The sequence below is a fragment of the Lysinibacillus sp. NPDC056220 genome (genome assembly GCF_049315265.1).
In the GTDB taxonomy this organism is placed as follows: domain Bacteria; phylum Bacillota; class Bacilli; order Bacillales_A; family Planococcaceae; genus Lysinibacillus; species Lysinibacillus pinottii.
This window is the reverse complement of record NZ_JBMOXD010000001.1, coordinates 903,326-919,492: the sequence shown is the minus strand read 5'-3', so window position 1 is coordinate 919,492 and position 16,167 is coordinate 903,326. Positions and strand designations below refer to the sequence as shown.

Below are 16,167 nucleotides of genomic sequence, written 5' to 3'. Positions count from 1 at the left end.
GGGTAAAATTAGTTGGAAGAAAGTAGCCATCTAGTAAGGTCCATGGTAAAAAAATCTTCTATATCTAAATTTATGTCCCAATGCTTGAATTTCGGAAAAGATAATGTTATATTATTGTAGAAAGTGAATAAGCTTACTAGAATGGTATTCTACTACTCATTTTCTAGTAACTTTACTAAGAAAATTTGCTTTAGTTTTGAATTATTCGAGAAAGCTATAATACATAAATTTAGGCAACTAATTATGGTGGTACTATAGTTTTCGTTGGAATAATATCAATTTTTAGGAATATTAGGGAGGAATAAATTAATGGCAAAGCAAAACAAAGGCCGTAAGTTCTTCGCGGCATCAGCAACAGCTGCATTAGTTGCATCTGCAATCGTACCTGTAGCATCTGCTGCACAATTAAACGACTTCAACAAAATCTCTGGCTACGCTAAAGAAGCAGTTCAATCTTTAGTAGACGCTGGTGTAATCCAAGGGGATGCTAACGGCAACTTCAACCCACTTAAAACTATCTCACGTGCGGAAGCTGCTACAATCTTCACTAACGCTCTAGAATTAGAAGCAGAAGGTGATGTAAACTTCAAAGACGTTAAAGCTGATGCTTGGTACTACGATGCTATCGCAGCAACTGTAGAAAACGGAATTTTTGAAGGTGTAAGTGCTACTGAATTCGCACCAAACAAACAATTAACTCGTTCTGAAGCTGCTAAAATTTTAGTAGATGCTTTCGAATTAGAGGGTGAAGGCGATCTAAGCGAATTCGCTGACGCTTCTACTGTTAAACCATGGGCTAAATCTTACCTAGAAATCGCAGTTGCAAACGGCGTTATCAAAGGTTCTGAAGCAAATGGTAAAACAAACTTAAACCCAAATGCTCCAATTACTCGCCAAGACTTCGCAGTTGTATTCTCACGTACTATTGAAAACGTAGATGCTACTCCAAAAGTTGACAAAATCGAAGTAGTTGACGCTAAAACTTTAAACGTTACTTTATCTGACGGTACTAAAGAAACTGTTACTTTAGAAAAAGCTTTAGAGCCTAACAAAGAAACAGAAGTTACTTTCAAAATTAAGGATGTTGAATACAAAGCTAAAGTTACTTATGTTGTAACTACAGCTACTGCAGTTAAATCTGTATCTGCAACTAACCTTAAAGAAGTAGTAGTTGAATTCGACGGTAAAGTTGATAAAGAAACAGCAACTGATAAAGCAAACTATTCTTTAAAATCAGGTAAAGTAATTAAATCTGTTAAGCTTTTAGACGATGAGAAAACAGTTGTTCTTACATTAGAAGATAGACTAAACAACAATAAAGTTGATGCAGTTAGTGTTTCTAATGTAAAAGCTGGCACTTTAACTATTTCAGCTAAAAATGTAGAATTCAAAGCAGTTGATAACGAAATTCCAACTGTTAAAGAAGTAAAATCTTTAGGAACAAAAGCTCTTAAAGTTGTATTCTCAGAACCAGTTGATGATGTAAAACAAGGAAACTTCACTTTAGACGGTAAAGCTTTCTATGGTAAAGTTACTGTTACTGGAAATGAGGTAGTATTAACTCCTTACAGCACATCAGCATTAGCTGTTGGTACTCATTCATTACAAGTTTCTCAAATTAAAGACTTTGCAGGATTCACTTCTCTTACATCTACAACTGAATTTACTGTAGTGGAAGATAAAGAAGCTCCAACAGTAACTGAATCAAGTGCGACTCTTGAAACACTTACTTTAACATTCTCAGAAGATGTTGATCCAGATTCTATTTCAGCTTCTAAAGTATTCTGGAAATCAGGTTCTGATAAAAAAGCTGCTAAATCTGTAGAGCGTGTTGAAGGTAATAAATATAAATATACTTTTGAAGGAGTAAACACTCTTCCAACTGGATCTGTAACAGTTTATGTTGAAGGAGTAAAAGATTACTCTGGTAATACAATTGCTGCGGATACAAAAGTAGTTGTTTCACCACAAGTTGATCAAACTCGTCCAGAAGTTAAGAAAGTAGAAGTGAAAAATTCAACAACTTTAGTTGTGACTTTCTCTAAAACATTAGGTTCTTCAGCTGGAAACAAAAACAACTATACTGTTCTTGATAAAGACGGAAAAGTTATTTCTGTTAAAGACGCAGTATTATCTAACGATAAAAAATCTGTAACTGTAACTCTATATAAAGAGTTATCAGATGGTAAGAACACATTAGAAGTTAAGAATGTAAAAGATAACACAAAATTAGAGAATACAATGTTAGATTATAAAGAAGTTATTGAAAATGCTGACAGAGTAGCTCCTACAATGGATTCAAAATCATGGAACACATCTCAAAGACGAGTTGTTATTAAATTCTCTGAAAAAATGGATGTTGAAACATTATCTAACTACTCTAATTATCTTGTAGATATTAATGGACAATTACGTTCATTAAACAGCGATATTGCTAATATCGACATTTTACATGATGGAACTACTGTAGCTATTACATTTGCTGAAAAGATTGGTAATGAAACTGTTGAATTCGGAACAACTAATAGTTCAGGTAAAGCAATTATCAAACAATTACGAGTTCTTTCAGTTAAAGACGTTGCAGGTAATGTGTTAAAAGAGTTTTCTGAAAATAAAGGTGCTAACCATATTGATTTCACTAATGAAAATTCAAGTTTAGCACTTGGCGAATATAAAACAATTGGAAGTACGAAATACTCTGCTGCATTAGTTGATAGAAAAACTGTTGAAATCAAATTTAATGCTGGCATCGAAGATGTAAAAGCTGGTGGTATTACTTTAGCTACAGGTAGCACAAATACAATTTCTTCAATTGAAGCAAATGGTACTTCAACTGTTAAAGTGAAATTTGATAAAGAAATTAATGCTGACGCTTCTAATTTCGAATTAAATGTAAAATTTGATAAATTAGTTACTTTAGCTGGTGATTCATTTACAGGTTCTGATGTAATCAAAGCGCCAACAAAAACAGTAGCTGGTAATTTATTGGATAAAGTTGCTCCTGAAGTGGTTGGAGACGCTAATTATGCAACAAATCAAGCTGATAAAACAATTTTAGTTCCATTTACTGAAGAACTTACACTTAATGGATCTTCTGCAGAATTAGCTGCAAATGATTTTAAAGTTGTTCGTCACAGTGATAGAAAAACACTAACTGCAGGTTCTGATTATACTGTAAAACTATCTCCTGATAATAAAGGTGTTTTAATTACTATTAAAGCAGCAGATACTACAGTAGGTGGCTCTGTTTACTTAGTTGATGTAGTAGAAAATGCTAAATATATTTCTGATTTATCTGCAGCTCAAAACTTTATTGCTGCTGAATCAACTCGTGAATCTGCAAATGTAATTGACTTCGGTGCTGCAACTGCAGTAACTGCTACAGTTAGTGGATCATACAAAACTACTGGTCCTACAGATGTTGAAGCTAATGAAACTTTAGTATTTACTTTCAGTTCTGAAGTTGATTCAACTCTTATTGCTGATCTTAAAACTGAGTTTGCAACTGTATTCAAACCAGAAACTACGAATGGAGCAGCTGACGGATTTACTGTAGCTGATACTACAGTTTCAGGAAAAACAGTTATTACTGTAACAGCTGGTGCTAGCTATGCTACTACTCCTATTGCAAATTTAGGTACAAATGGAACAATTACTATTTCTAAAGCTAATTTTAAAGATAAAGTTACAGGTAATGTTCCTGCAAATGATTTAGTAATTGATTTCAAATAATAATTTTAATAAAGGAATGTGACTAACATTTCTTAAAGAAAGGTTCTGTTGAGAATAACTCTCTACAGAACCTTTTTCTACTTCTAAAATTTATTATTGGAATAATACCTAAGTTCAAGCAGATACAATACTAGTGAAAAAAACTTATAATCCATCTTTTAAGAACATCATAAAAGTTAAAATACCAAACTTTGTAGATGAGGGTTTTATTAAAGTTTGATTCAAATAGCCAAAAAGTCTTTGACAATGTTCGAGGAAGTTTAGGTGTCAAAGGTGAGTTTATTTTTGTTTAGGAACATGTCAAAAGGGAAAAACCAAAAATATTGCAGAAGATCAGTCAGTAATATGTATAATAAACTTATTTTCGAAAGATGAGGCTAGTACAACTTTACTGTATGGTATTTGATATTTTAAAACAATGGATATTCAAGTATTCAGTTCTTATAAGTTTAATTCCTAGGAATTTAATACTTGAATATTTTCGATGAAAAAAGGAGATGAATAAGTAAAAATCATTAGGTAGGTTTAATATGGAATTTTATAAAGAAAAAGAAATCTTTTGCTACAGTTGCCGTAAAAAAACTATATTTACTTATAAAGATATGCATAAAAAGAACGGGGTAGATAGCCATTGTAGTGAATGTTCTGGTATTTGGTTTGAATGGCAAAATAGAGCTGTTGAGAGGGAAATGGAAAAGTGGATTGACTATAATAAACAGCTTATCAAATGACCAATAGGTTGTTTACCAATATTTAATCGAGAAGTTTATAGTAGAAGCTCTGTAAAGAAAGTGTCTGCAGAGCTTTTTTATTATGGATATAATAAGCCTCTTGATAAAAATATTTTATTATTTTGTCTAGTTAAATGTATTAAGTCTAATAGTAATATATAGACATTCTAAAAATGGAAATACTAGTCCTAATAAGATTAATCATATTCTATTAGTTTGGACACGAGAAAATAAAAACTATTGATGAATACTGGAAGAGTACGGATATTTATATCTCTTCAATAACTATAAAAGTATTGAATGAGTATTTAGTATGTTTAAAATTAGAAAATAAAGCAGTGGCAACTATAACCATATATAAATGGATACTGGAACGCTTCCTACGTGAATATAAGGTTCCGCTGAAGGATATGACCTCAGAGAATGTTAGAGAATGGATTAATGATTTTTCGATACATAAAAAACCAAATACAATAGCGCTTGTACATGCAACACTATCACCCTTTTTTCAATTTTGTTTTGATGAAGAATATATAGAAAGGGTGAAAAAAAACGTTGGAGACCTCAATTATCTAAATCACTTCCTAATTATTTAGATGAGTATGAGTTTTCTTGTATTAAACTTATCTCTGAACAATTATCAACTCGTGATAGGGCTATTATTTTATTTCTTCTTACATCGGGTTGCCGTGTCTCAGAAATGTCAGCATTAAATATTATCAATATTAATATGGACAAACATACAGCTGAAGTAGTAGGGAAAGGTAATAAAATTAGAACTACCCATTTTTCCTTAGAATGTGCCATAGCATTACAAAATTATTTACAGGCTCGGACTTGTGATCTAAAAGAGCGGCTATTCATGAATAAATTTGGTGACCGTCTTTTAAATGGTGGAATAAGAGGTGTTCTAAAAAAGTGGGTAAACAAGCAGGACTTGAAAAAAATTTTCATCCACATTGCTGTAGACATACATTTGCCACCAATTTGTTAGCAAGAGGAGCAAACCTTCAGTTTATAGCGGATGAAATGGGACATGCTGATTTAAATACAACACGTATCTATGCACAAATACCATCGGAAGATAAGAGATTAAAATATAAGAATATAATGGGGTGATTTCTATGAATCAGGAAGTTTTACAAGCCTTCTATGATGATAATTGTATCAGTTCAGCTCAGAAACAATTCGTTCTTATAAAATTTCACTCTCACAATTTTTTTCGGAGATTGAAAAAAATATGATGAAGTAAGGGCAAAGGATATACGTAATTGGCTGGCAACTCTAAGTGTAAAAGGGTTAAAAATACGTAGTATTCAACTGAAACTAACTGCATTAAAATCATTTTATCAATATTGTATTGAAGAAAACAAGATTACTCATAACCCCACTAAGAAAACAGAAAGCTAGAACGATTAATTCTTAAGACAAAACTTAAAAGGATTGAATCTATTATTGCACTTAGCTCAAGCCTTTTATTTATTCGCAGCAGGGTAATCATTTTCATCTTTAACTAGAACAATGCTATCATCAATTTCGTTAGAAAAACTAGTGTTGCGATTCCCATTAAAAAAACTAAGTTTTTCAGTGCTATTCAGTCCACTAGAGGACTTTTGAAATTGGTCTTACATTACAAATCATTGTCTATGTAGTTCGTGTAGGAAACAAAAAAGTCTTCGAATTCAAGCATTTAGACCGATAAAAACAAAGAGTATAATTTATGAACCAAAGGAACTGTAAAAAAACATGTATGGAAGGAGGGCTCTGAAAAATGCCACATCAATTGTTATACAAATGGACTTTTCAAGTTGGTAAATCTGAAGTGAGCAAGATATATGCTAACGAAAACCGAATTTCTTTAGTACCCTCGAATGGAAGCTTTCCTCTTTTTTGAAGCCTTATCAGTAAATTGATAGTAGGTTTGCGAAAAAAGAATACGGACAATAGTTGTAAGCAAGCATCTTAAAAAAACTTGTAAAGCTTATGTAGAAAAAGGAGAACCGTTACATGAAAACTGTATTTAAAAGCCTTAAAAGTAAGTTGTATATTTCATTTGGACTTGTATTAATAATCCCCGTTGTTTTAGTTGGGGTATTGTCATACTTATCAGCTAAAGATTCTATAGAAAAGGAAATTCTGCAAAGTGCCAACCAAAGTGTTGGGGTATTAAACAAACTTATAGACAAAACCATCAGTGAAAAAATTAACGAAATTGAAGTCTTTAGTGAGGAAATTAATTCTTCGATGTATGGACAGGGTGAGGTTGCATTAAGATCATCACTTCATCAATACTTTAAACTAAATCCAGATGTCTTCAGCATATATGTTGCAACGAATAGTGGAGCGTTTATTCAAGGAGAGGACGTGTCTACTGCAGAAAACTATAATCCTCTGGATAGAGTTTGGTATAAAGAAGCAGTAAAGCTTCAAGGGAAACCTTTTATAACAGAACCCTACAAAGATGTGAGGACTGAAGAAATGATTGTGACAATTGCTAAGCAGTTAAAAGACCGCTCAGGAGTTGTGGCATTAGATCTTAAACTGGCAGACTTACAAATAACATCAGAATCTATTAGTATAGGAAAAAATGGATATTCTTCTATTTTTGATGAAAACAAAAAAGTTATTTCACATCCTACTTTAGAAGGTGGAGGGGAAGTGAAAGAGAGCTTCTTTAATCAGATATACGAGAAAGAATCTGGGACGTATGATTATGTATATGAAGGTGATAAACGTATAGTATTTTTTACAACGAATAAATTGACGGGCTGGAAAATTACAGGAACCATCTTTTCGAAAGAAATAGATGAATCTGCAGCTTCAATATTGTATACCACTATACTTGTACTAGTCATTGCCATTGTGGTAAGTTCTATAGCCGTTTATTTTGTAGTAAAAGGAATTATTAGACCGATTGGCAAGTTAAAAGAAAGTGCAGTGACAATCAGTAAAGGTGATTTAACTGAAAAAGTGAGCATCACATCGAATGATGAAATTGGACAATTAGGCCAGGCGTTCAATGATATGCGTGAAAGTCTTCGAACACTTATAAAGAAAGTAGAAGTCAATGCAGAAGAAGTCGCATCTTCAGCGGAAGAATTAACAGCTAATGCTGATCAAACGAGTTTAGCAACCGAGCAAGTGGCAATTGCTATACAAGAAGTTGCATCTAGTGCAGATACGCAAACTACGAATGCAAACAAAAATGCTGAATCATTAAATGAACTGTCAAAAGCAATTCTTCATGTTGCAGAAATTTCTTCTACTGTTACGGATCTTTCACAGCACGCTACGATACAGGCAGATGAGGGTGGCAAAGCAGTCCAAGATACGAAAGAACAAATGAATTCCATACATCAATCCGTTTCAGAATCAAACACAAAAATTCAAACGTTACATAATCGCTCACAACAAATTACGTCTATTTTAGATGTGATTACAGGCATTGCTGACCAAACGAATCTGCTCGCTCTCAACGCTGCTATTGAAGCTGCAAGAGCAGGAGAACACGGGAAAGGATTTGCTGTTGTTGCAGATGAAGTGCGTAAACTGGCAGAGCAATCCCAACAATCAGCAAAACAGATTTTCGAATTAGTACATGGTATTCAAGCAGATACGGAGCAATCGGTACACATTATGGCCCAAGTTACTAACGACGTACAAAGTGGTTTACGCGTATCGGATGAAGCGATTGCAAAGTTCCAAGTCATCATGACCAGCATGCGACAAATTACGCCGCAAATGCAAGAAGTATCTTCCGCATCAGAACAGATGTCAGCTAGTGTTCAAGAGGTTGCAGCTATTACGGAGGATTTGGCTTTTTCAGCTAAAGGAAATGCTGCTACATCAGAAGAAGTTGCCGCGTCCACAGAGGAGCAATTAGCTTCTATGGAAGAAATTAATGCATCTGCTCAATCACTCTCTCATATGGCGGATGAGTTAAAATCGCTAATCAACCAGTTTAAATATTAAAGCCTATCTTAGATAGCCAATTTGAATCGAGTAGGAAGCAGGTGACTCCCCCTCCGACCTCTCAGTCGAGTAAGCCAATGAGGGTTTAACCAAAGGCTCTAACAGAACCGTACGTGAACTCTCAATTCATACGGCTAACTATTAAGAAAACATTTCAAGAGCCCAGTGAGCAACATTCTGGGCTCTTTTTTTGGTGCGCCCAGCATGCACATGAACTATAGGGTGTAAGGCAAGAATCTCGAAGAAAGAAGTAGAGATTAGCCAAGAGCAAGGGTATCCGTGGTGACGCGGAACCTGAAGGCAGCTGAAGGCAAAACACCGGACCGAGGAACACGAATCTCATAGAAGGCTAGGTAAGACTGGATGAGTGTGCCAAACAACACAAGCATTGCAAAAATGGTGCAGCTGTTGCAAGCTTTCATAACGTAAATAACATTATCTACAAATCTTAATATTATTCAAGAGAATCTTTATTAGTGGGGTTCCATTAATGTTTAGTTCTAAAAGAAAAGCTGTCTTATAGCATTTAAAAGGTAGGCGCAGTATGAGTATGAGTATGAGTATGAGTATGAACAACACTTCTCATGTACACACCTTCCCTAATCTTTTGTTGTTTTAAACATGTAGCTACTATAAGATTTATTGATAATCATCACAATGCCAATTAACATGAAGTTTGATATAAGTGAACTTCCTCCATAGCTTAAAAATGGCAATGTCATACCAGTTACGGGCAAAAGGCCAATTGTCATACCTATATTTTGTGTGATTTGGAAGGCTAATAAACTAGAAATCCCTGCTCCCATCAACGTCATAAATGGATCTTTTGCTTCTATTGTTATAAGAACAATTCGGTAAATCACAAAAAATAACAAAGTAATGACGAAAGCCCCTCCAATGAAACCGAGTTCTTCAGCGATGTTTGCAAAAATGAAATCGGTATGCTTTTCCACGACATAGACATTATTCTTCATGTATCCTTTTCCGGTAAACTGTCCCGAACCAATTGCCAAAAACCCTTGTCTTGTTTGAAAAGATGAGTCCGGATATTCATTAGGTTGCAACCATCCTTGAATTCGAGAAATTTGATGCCCTGATAGTTTATTTAAAATGTTGTTTGTAAAAAATTCATTATACTTTACATATAAAATAGTCACAATGCTGAGAATTGATACGGGAATGGCTGTAAAGATAATAAGCAATTTTTTTTGTATACCTGAAAAGAAAAGCATAGGAATAAGCATCGACATATAGATCATTGTCATGCCTGTATCTGGCTGTTTGTAAACAGCGAGCATAGGGGGAAAGGTGATAGCCGCAATTATTATGAGGAGTCGCATATCCGTTAAAAAGGTAGGGTGCACATATTTTTCTCGATGTGAAACGATGACCTTACTGACAACGATTAAAAGCGCGAATTTTAAAAACTCTGACGGCTGAAATGATCCTAAAGCTGGAATTTGGTACCAGCGCTTCGCCTCATTTACCGTTCGGGCTATACTTTCGGGTGCAATAAATAAGCAAAATGTTAACAAGACCATTGCCCAATAAAATGGCCAGGAGACTTTTTTTAGCTGCTCGATATCAAGCGTCGCTACACCATACATCACTAAAAAACCTATTAGGTAATAGAATAACTGCTTAACAATAAATGAGCTTGTATACTGCTCAAATACCGTACTACTGGAATGGACAAAAAGACAACTAATGAAACCGAGTAATGACAAGCTAATTACTAAACTTTTATCTAATTTATTGATTTGTAACATTTAAATACCTCCTTTTTAGCGATCAAACTATTAGAAGAACGCTAGAGGTATAGATAAGGTTGCGAGTTTAAGGAATATTCTAAATATTTTTAAAAAATAACCAATTTCACCATTTTTTGGTTTTACATTTTATTCTATTCGAGTTCGTCAAATGGGGCTGCTTGGGTCAGAAAATCTTCGTACAATCTTTACAAAAACAGATCACTGGCTTAATATTTTCATCTATTATGGTGGGTACCAGTTGGAGTTATTATCTTTCCAATGGTTATCCAAAATCACGGCAATCTTAAGACAAGTTTGGGTCGTGAATCATAAGGCTGTGCAACGTATCATGCAAAAGTATGGTTGGCCATGTCGTGTAAAAGTTAAAAAACGTAAACAAACAGGACAACCACATTACGTGGCTAATAATCTGATGAATCGTGAATTTACATCACAAAAACGCTTGGAGAAACTTCTTATAAATATTACCTACTTACCTTTTGTCGGGAAAACGTTATATCTATCTAGTATACTCGATTAATTTAATGGTGAAATTATTGCTTATAAGATGTCTGATACTCAAAATGTAAACCTTGTGTTAGATAAACTTCAGCAATTACCTGTTTTACCGCAAGGTTGTCTTTTACACAGTGATCAGGGTCGGTTTATACTTCAGCAGCGTACCAGCAAGCCATCAAAGCAAAGGGCATTATCATGAGCATGTCCCGTAAAGGAACGTCCGCTGATAATGCCCATTTGAATCGTTTCATGCGACACTCAAAGCAGAAACGTTTTATCTCGACGGATTAACTCGAACTACAACGGTCATTGTAGATCAAACGTAAGAGATTATATAAATTATTATTACAATACTCGAATTCAATTGAAATTAAACAACCAGTCTCCAATTAATGATTGGAAACTGGTAGGGTGATGCTTTTTTGAGACTGCCTCACTTATGGGGTTCAGTCCCATATTGTCGTTAAGCTTTTTTCTATAGTTCAAAGCAGAGCAATTGAAATGGTAAATGAATTTATTACATTTGAAGCTATTATAAAGGTTTGAAAAGAAAAAATGGAGATGTAGCTGCAAATCGAAAATCTCCAAAATAAAGAGCTACGAGCTACCGGCATCTATTGATGATTCTCAACACTTTGAATAAAAGAAAATTATGATCTAGGAAAATATAAGTTTATTCAAACTTATTAGATTGTCAAAGCAATAAAGTCTTGTTCTTTTGGCGACTTTATTTAAAGATAGTTGTAATGAGTGTAGGGCTCCAGTATTTCTTATTGACCATTATAATTCTTTTTTTCATTTTAATTTATCCCATTCAACTGAATAATACTATCTATTAAACCGGGGCCTGGAAAATCAGCAGCGATAATCCCAACATGATGCAGCCCACTTTTTTGAATGAATTCAGTTCCCATTGTATTCATTCCACCGTAAAACACTTGGTCATTCATATCACGAGGGAAATCCGTCCATTCATTTGTAGCATTTTTTTGAATCAGCTTTTGATTGCTATTTGTATTTCGACTTTCTTTCCCACTTGCAACAAACCAAGGGTAGAAATTAGTCAATAATGCTAATCCGCCTCCCGTCCCACTAAAGTGGTTCAAATAGATTTTTCCATTTTGCGAGTTATTATTTGCCTGTAGAAGATGAGCTTTCACTGAATTCCATTTATCATATATTCCGTTTGGTCCGATACCGACTTCAAACTTATCTTGAATATATAAAGAATCATAATTAATACCATATGTTTGAGAGGCTGTGAAATTTTGTAGTATTACAATTTTACCTCGGACATCTTCTAGTTTCGGATTATTTCTTTCTGAAGATGCTACAGAATCTGGGTCCCAAAAATAAGGAGCATTACGCTCTTTATAATTGTTAAATATTTGTTCGAATGATTGTGAGCCGGTTTCGGGATCAGTGTCTTCTTTTAAACGCATTAAAATTGTTTCATTCGGATGATCTTTTAAAAATTGAATTATCTCTTGTAATACATCCTCAAACATTGCTTTTTGATAAACAATTCCATGATGCATTGCGAAGGAATCCTTAACACATTTCACTCGCATGTCTACATAACGAATACCCGAATTTAATTGCTGTGAAAGGTTCATGGTTTGATTCCTAGTCAGATCTTCATCAAAAACACTTATTCCATGTAAAGCCATAGAACCATGAGTTCCTGGAATAGATAGCTCGCTTATTTTTTTTGAACCCTCTATTTCTGACATCCAGGTTGAATTATGATAGCCTATATTTGATTCATATGAATAACCAGGGTGACTATCAGCAAATACAGTAGAAGTTGTACATAAATTTGCCAATATTACACAAGTAAGAATGCTAAATTTTAAGACGCTCCTCATGCTATCTCTCCTTTTTTAAACTAAATAATCGCATATAATAAAGTGTGTAATTATACATATTTATCTCAACAAAATGATGAGAAAATCTATTTAATATATTTTTTTACAAACAAAACAGGAGTCTTAAACAAGACTCCTATTTGTAACATACAATGGTAAAGTAGCACGGATCTTTTACGGATTCGTCAACAGTTATAAATGAGATACATTCGTTTAATAATTGATGTCAGTTACATTCCTAGAAAGGTCTATTCCTCGTTAAAGGTTAAACTAACGATAGTAGCAATAGATTGTGCTGCATGTTCCCAACTACCATCTATCACTCTCCCAATTTGTTGACCAAGTGTGTTTAAATCATTTGGATTAACAGGAATCCCATTATATGCAGCAATAATAGATAAAAGTGGTGCTGCAAATGGTGTAAAGCCACCTCTATCAATATAAAATTTAGGCGTATCAGTTACTTTTCCATCTTTTACTGTAAATTCATAGTAAAATTGATCATCTGGACGAAGAGTTAAATGATGAGAGATTTGGCCCTTAACATATTGTTTTCCGCCGCCTAAATTTACAACTTCAACTGGTTTTACATTGAATTCATGTTCAAATACTTTAATTTTTTTTACTTCTGGACCATATAAAGCAGCATTTACAGCTATTTCTAAATTACTCTGTGAGAACGGTTGAATACTCTTTTGTGATTCTTGTTGTTGATTAGGAGCATTTGTTTCTGCGGCAGACGCCAATGTAGTAGGTAATGCACTTGTAGCTAATGTGGCTACCATTGCTGCTGTGACTAACATTTTTTGTTTTTTCTTCATTATTTTTATCCCCTTTTTCGATAATATTGTATACCATTTAAAATGCGCGCCATTTAAACAAATGATATATAGATATGATAACCTTCTTCACAAATTCCCTCAATTTTCATATTAAGTAACTCATAACCACTTTTATATATAAATTTATCACTTAAAAATCCCCTCTTATTTACTTTAAATGGCATATAATCCAAATAAAACACTATGATAACGATTGAAAAAATAGTATAAGGGAAGATAAATGACACAAATTTGAAATATGTTTAAAGTATAAAGATGACAAATTATAATTTAAAGTGACATACTTGGCTGAAATTTTGAAAGAAGCTAGAATTAATAAGCGAGAAAATAAGGTAATCAGTCGGAATAAACGTTTCTGCTCTAAGTGTCTCATGAAGCGTTTCGATTGGGGCATTATCAGAGGGCATCCTTTACGGGACATGCTTATGATAATGCCTTTTGCTTTGATTGCTTGTTGGTACGCTGCAGAAGTATAAATCGATCCATGGTAGCTGTGTAAAACCACCTTGCAGTAAAACGGATAATGCTGTAGATTATCTAACACAAGGTTTACATTTTGAGTATCAGACATCGTATAAGCAATAATTTCACTATTAAATATACTTGATAGATATGTATTGAATTAGGTGGACTGAACTAGGTTTAAATCTTCTTATTATGCAAAGAATTCATATTTTCTGTTTAGAAAAGGAAAATATTTTGGGGATTTATGGTGGAAAACATTGGCTAAATGAATTAAAATCATGAGTTAAACAGAATTAATGAAAAAAATATACAAGGAGGTATTCAATAAGCTCTTAGTCTTAAAGTATGTTTTTTTAAAAAATTATAATATTTTATTAACTATTTTTGTGACAATTAGAAAGTCTGATGAATGCTTAAAAGTAAAAAATTAGTAAAGTGTCGTTGGAATTACGTACATACTATGACTAGAATCAAAAATACGCGTTACAAAATACGCTTTAAGGTATAAATTTTGCTATTATTACAGAATATTTGCTAGATTTAGCGAAAAACACTATTGTTTTTAGTGAGACAGAGTTATTTTTGCATAAATTGACCTTAATAGGCGTAGTTTGAAAAAGGACGCTTATACCAATTAATTGATATTCGAGACAAATACATGGACATTCATAAAGTTCATTTCTTGATTTTTTTAGTGTATAGGTAGTTCTACAAATTGGTATGGTAATACAAAATACCACGGTCTTAACAACATGAATACAAAAGCATATGAAGCAGGATATCAAATTGTATTTGATCAAACATATTATTCGGAAGGATTCTTATAGTGAATACGGTAACGGAAGAATATGAGCCTCTATGTTAATAGTCAATCATCCCAATGTTAGCAATAACGTAGCGGATATTTCCTTTTTATTGCCACCAACTGCTAATAAATAGGGATTATTTGATTAAACCCTCTTTTCCAAGCTATTAATTCTATATCGTTTTTTATTATGCAAAGTCAAAAGAATTTACCCATTAATTATTCTGTAATTATCTTATAGTGGGCTACAATTATATAGTGAATTAACTAATATAGAATAATAAAAATTTTTATTTCTGTGAAGATTTTCATTTTACAATAATAATATGTATGTTTGTAACAAAGGAAAGTAGGAGGGAAAATGAGAAATTTTTTCGAAGATCAGTATAAGTATAATGGGGAGAATCAAATAATAAACTTAGTTAGTGAAATTAGTGAATACAAAGGAAAGTTAACTGCTTATCAAGAACAAAGATCTGATATATTTACTAGACTGGAAAATGCTATGCCAATACAATACATAAAAAACTATGTTTCAATTTATGAGGATATAAAAGTTTCCAATAAACGATTAAAAGAGCTTATTTTAGGAGATATAATACCCCAGTCGATCTCAGAAGATGCGATATTTTGTTACTATGAAACTCTGACGCTTGTGCGTGAAAAATCTAATGTTTTTACTATTAGTCCAGATACTATACAAGAATTGCATTTTCAATTAATTCATTTTATTACCTCGGATGGTGCAAAATGGCGACAAAAACCATTTTCTATCCCCGGAATACTGGAGAATGGGATGTACACGAAGGTTTATCGTCCTCTTCCACCTGAAAAAATTCAAGTGGCTGTAGAACAATTATGCGACCAGTATAATTTATTAAACTGTAAAAAAGAATGTCCTACTATTCTACTGATAGCTTATTTTATATTCAATCTTTATTGCATAATTCCATTTAGTCAAGGCAATGGGAGAGTGACTATAATGTTAATGCAATTATTACTAATAAAAAGCGGCCATACATTTGTAAAATATGTTTGTTTAGATGAACATATAAAGAAAAGAGAATCAGAATACTATGAAGCAATCTATAAATCATCAGCAAATTGGTATTGTAATGAGCATAATAGTAGCTTTTGGTTAAAAATATTCTTAACAATTATTTTAGATGCTTATAAAAATCTACATAATAGAGTTAAGGATTCTATAAGTAGACAGACTAAGATAGAGAGAATTCAGAATTTTGTTCTTAATCACGAACAACCTTTCACAAAAGAATGCATTCGGAGTATGTATCCTGATATAGCCGAAAGAACAATTAGTAAAGCTTTAAATGATTTACAATTATTAGGCGAAATTAAGCTTGTTTCAAAAGGGAGAAATGCGTGCTGGATGAAAGTGTAACCTTAAAAGTATGGGATTAGAACCAACAACCCAGAATTACTTAAAGCAGCCTTTGAGGATTGTATATCACAGTTGTCTGT

10 protein-coding genes and 2 pseudogenes are annotated in these 16,167 nt (G+C 33.2%); 9 read left to right on the top strand and 3 right to left on the bottom strand.

The window, feature by feature from the left end; genetic code table 11:
- Positions 1-309: 309 nt before the first annotated feature.
- From ACOZBY_RS04325 to ACOZBY_RS04295, 7 genes are all read left to right on the top strand, one after another.
- Complete coding sequence (locus ACOZBY_RS04325; protein ID WP_207974109.1) at positions 310-3,732, top strand: S-layer homology domain-containing protein; 3,423 nt, start codon at positions 310-312, stop codon at positions 3,730-3,732.
- A 530-nt stretch (positions 3,733-4,262) separates the two neighbouring features.
- Positions 4,263-4,463: a hypothetical protein gene (locus ACOZBY_RS04320; protein WP_416277914.1), complete on the top strand. Its 201-nt coding sequence runs from the start codon at positions 4,263-4,265 to the stop codon at positions 4,461-4,463.
- Between the two features lie 338 nt (positions 4,464-4,801).
- Positions 4,802-5,059, top strand: coding sequence for a hypothetical protein (locus ACOZBY_RS04315; protein WP_422761662.1), 258 nt, complete (start codon positions 4,802-4,804; stop codon positions 5,057-5,059).
- Positions 4,993-5,457, top strand: a complete 465-nt coding sequence (locus tag ACOZBY_RS04310; RefSeq protein WP_422761660.1) for a tyrosine-type recombinase/integrase — start codon at positions 4,993-4,995, stop codon at positions 5,455-5,457. Before ACOZBY_RS04315 ends, ACOZBY_RS04310 begins: the two co-directional genes overlap by 67 nt.
- On the top strand, positions 5,382-5,582 hold the full coding sequence (locus ACOZBY_RS04305; RefSeq protein ID WP_230591361.1) for a tyrosine-type recombinase/integrase: 201 nt from the start codon (positions 5,382-5,384) through the stop codon (positions 5,580-5,582). The genes ACOZBY_RS04310 and ACOZBY_RS04305 overlap by 76 nt, the downstream gene beginning before the upstream one ends.
- A gap of 144 nt (positions 5,583-5,726) precedes the next feature.
- Entirely contained in the window at positions 5,727-5,873 is a 147-nt protein-coding gene (locus ACOZBY_RS04300) for a site-specific integrase (RefSeq protein ID WP_422761658.1), read from the top strand.
- 597 nt (positions 5,874-6,470) lie between these two features.
- Positions 6,471-8,435, top strand: coding sequence for a methyl-accepting chemotaxis protein (locus tag ACOZBY_RS04295; RefSeq protein ID WP_422761568.1), 1,965 nt, complete (start codon positions 6,471-6,473; stop codon positions 8,433-8,435).
- A 599-nt stretch (positions 8,436-9,034) separates the two neighbouring features.
- Here ACOZBY_RS04295 and ACOZBY_RS04290 read toward each other — a convergent pair.
- Positions 9,035-10,204, bottom strand: coding sequence for an FtsW/RodA/SpoVE family cell cycle protein (locus tag ACOZBY_RS04290; RefSeq protein WP_012292857.1), 1,170 nt, complete (start codon positions 10,202-10,204; stop codon positions 9,035-9,037).
- A gap of 271 nt (positions 10,205-10,475) precedes the next feature.
- On the opposite strand from ACOZBY_RS04290, the pseudogene ACOZBY_RS04285 reads away from it, so the two are divergent.
- Positions 10,476-11,120: pseudogene (locus tag ACOZBY_RS04285) on the top strand (IS3 family transposase); the annotation flags it as partial.
- Between the two features lie 388 nt (positions 11,121-11,508).
- Here the strand turns inward: ACOZBY_RS04285 and ACOZBY_RS04280 are convergent.
- Both ACOZBY_RS04280 and ACOZBY_RS04275 read right to left on the bottom strand, forming a co-directional pair.
- Positions 11,509-12,573, bottom strand: a pseudogene (locus tag ACOZBY_RS04280) (phosphatidylinositol-specific phospholipase C); the annotation flags it as partial.
- A 248-nt stretch (positions 12,574-12,821) separates the two neighbouring features.
- Complete coding sequence (locus ACOZBY_RS04275; protein WP_422761566.1) at positions 12,822-13,394, bottom strand: methyltransferase; 573 nt, start codon at positions 13,392-13,394, stop codon at positions 12,822-12,824.
- Between the two features lie 1,652 nt (positions 13,395-15,046).
- On the opposite strand from ACOZBY_RS04275, the gene ACOZBY_RS04270 reads away from it, so the two are divergent.
- Positions 15,047-16,087: a Fic family protein gene (locus tag ACOZBY_RS04270; protein WP_031417543.1), complete on the top strand. Its 1,041-nt coding sequence runs from the start codon at positions 15,047-15,049 to the stop codon at positions 16,085-16,087.
- The last annotated feature ends 80 nt before the right edge of the window (positions 16,088-16,167 follow it).

What these genes read in the sequence shown, in the direction of transcription:
- ACOZBY_RS04290 (WP_012292857.1), bottom strand. Translation starts at nt 10,204, where the DNA reads ATGTTACAAATCAATAAATTAGATAAAAGTTTAGTAATTAGCTTGTCA.
- ACOZBY_RS04320 (WP_416277914.1), top strand. Translation starts at nt 4,263, where the DNA reads ATGGAATTTTATAAAGAAAAAGAAATCTTTTGCTACAGTTGCCGTAAA.
- ACOZBY_RS04270 (WP_031417543.1), top strand. Translation starts at nt 15,047, where the DNA reads ATGAGAAATTTTTTCGAAGATCAGTATAAGTATAATGGGGAGAATCAA.
- ACOZBY_RS04295 (WP_422761568.1), top strand. Translation starts at nt 6,471, where the DNA reads ATGAAAACTGTATTTAAAAGCCTTAAAAGTAAGTTGTATATTTCATTT.
- ACOZBY_RS04275 (WP_422761566.1), bottom strand. Translation starts at nt 13,394, where the DNA reads ATGAAGAAAAAACAAAAAATGTTAGTCACAGCAGCAATGGTAGCCACA.
- ACOZBY_RS04325 (WP_207974109.1), top strand. Translation starts at nt 310, where the DNA reads ATGGCAAAGCAAAACAAAGGCCGTAAGTTCTTCGCGGCATCAGCAACA.